Genomic DNA, 1,812 nt, shown 5'->3' with positions numbered 1-1,812 from the left:
TGAGCAAACGTGACTCATGATTGGCAGTCGTCCGTTGCCGGGCGACGTTGACCGGATGAACCGGTCTAGACGCTTCACGGCCCGCTGCCCCGCCTGCGGGTGCAGGTCTTACGGGTCTTACGTAGGCTCCACGTCCTGTTTTTGCGTCGCCCAGCAACTCCAGGTCGACGTGCCGCACGAGCGCGGCAAGATTACGTGCCGCGTTGACGTCCCGGTCCAGGGACAGTCCGCACGCCGTGCAGTGGAACATGCGCTCGGCCAGCGACAGCTTGGGTTTCACCGTCTTGCAGGCGGAGCACGTCTTGGAGCTGGGGTACCACCGGTCGGCGACGTACAGCGTGCTGCCGTACCAGCCGGTCTTGTAGCCGAGGTGCCGGCGCAGCGTCGCCGGGGCGACGTCGGTCAGGGACCGGGCCAGCTTGCGGTTGCGGACCATCCCGGCCACGTGGAGGTCCTCGACCACGACCGTGGTGAACTGCTGCGCCAGGCGGGTGGTGAGTTGGTGCCACGAGTCGGCGCGGACGGCCGAGACTGTGGCGTGTAGTCGAGCCACCGCGTCCTGTGCCCGCTGCCACCGGTTCGACGCAGTCCGTTTGCGCCTGGCCTCCGGGTCGTAGGGGCCGATCCGCCGGGCGGCCCGGCGTTGGGCCTTGCCGAGTTTCCTCAACGCGGCCTTGAACGGCGCCGGGTTCGGCACCATCTCGCCGGTGGACAGCACCGCCAGGTGCTTGATCCCGGCGTCCACGCCGACGACCCGGCCGGCTTTCGGCGCGTGCGCCGGCCGCCGTCCGACCGTGCGCTGGACCGCGACCTGGAACGAGCAGAACCACCTGCCGGCGGTCTCGGTGACCGTGGCGGACAGGATCGTCGCGGTGCCCGCCCGTACCCGGCGGGCCAGCTTGCGGGTCGACTCGTGGGTGCGGATGCGACCCAGCCGGGGCAGCATCACATGCCGGTAGCTGGGGTCGACCCGGATCGCGCCGGTGGTGAACCGGGCCGACCTACGGCCGTTTTTCTTCTTGGCGCGGGGCCAGCCCATCCGGCGGCCCTTGCGGGTGCCGGTGCGTGACGCGTGCCAGTTGCCCAGTGCTGCGGACAGGTTCGCCAGGCCGGTGTTGAACGCCTCCTTGGAACACTCCGCCCACCATGGCGCCACCCACTGCTTGATCTCGTTCCAGGTGCGCCGCAGGTCCGGCAGGGACCAGCCCTGCCATGGCGTCAGGTCCGCCTCGGCTACTCCGTAGCTGGCCTCGGCAGCGCGCTGCGCCTTCACCGCGCTGACCCGCCGCAGCATGTGGTTGTACGCGAACCGAGCCGCGCCGGTGTTCCGGCGCAGACCGAGAACCTGGGCGTCACTCGGGTCGAGGGCGAACCGGTACGCCTGCACGGTCCAGCCGGCCGGCGGCTCGTACCGCTTCACGACTCGTCCTTGGTGGTGGCGGCGGCCACGGCGCGGCTGGCCCGGTTCGCCGCTGCGCGGCGGCCGTACAGTCGGGCGCAGAGACTAGTGAGGATCTCCGTGACGTCCCGCACGAGGTCGTCGTCCACCTCGGCTGGATCGACCACCATCAGCCGGCGCCCCTGCGCGGCCAGCGCCGCCTCAACATACTCGGCACCGAACCGCGCGAACCGATCCCGGTGCTCCACCACGATCGTCGACACGGCCGGGTCGCGCAGCAGCCCGAGGAACTTCATGCGCCGCCCGTTCAACGCGGACCCGACCTCGGTCACCACCCGCGCGACGGCCATGTCCCGCCCGGTGACCCAGGCGGTCACCCGGGCGACCTGCCGGTCCAGGTCGGCTCGCTGGTC

General features: G+C 70.8%; 2 protein-coding genes. Both read right to left on the bottom strand.

Annotated elements, in window-relative coordinates; all coding sequences use genetic code 11:
• A partial coding sequence (tnpB, locus tag JNW87_RS38235) for an IS607 family element RNA-guided endonuclease TnpB (RefSeq protein ID WP_238455422.1) occupies positions 1-1,420 on the bottom strand: 1,420 nt, incomplete at its 3' end.
• The coding region (locus tag JNW87_RS38230; RefSeq protein ID WP_238455421.1) for an IS607 family transposase at positions 1,417-1,812 on the bottom strand (396 nt) is incomplete at its 5' end. The genes JNW87_RS38230 and tnpB, both read right to left, overlap by 4 nt.

It is taken from the genome of Micromonospora sp. ATA51 (assembly GCF_016802855.1).
Taxonomy (GTDB): Bacteria; Actinomycetota; Actinomycetes; order Mycobacteriales; family Micromonosporaceae; genus Micromonospora; species Micromonospora sicca.
The sequence above is the reverse complement of the archived record's forward strand: the minus strand, read 5'-3'. Positions and strand labels throughout refer to the sequence as shown.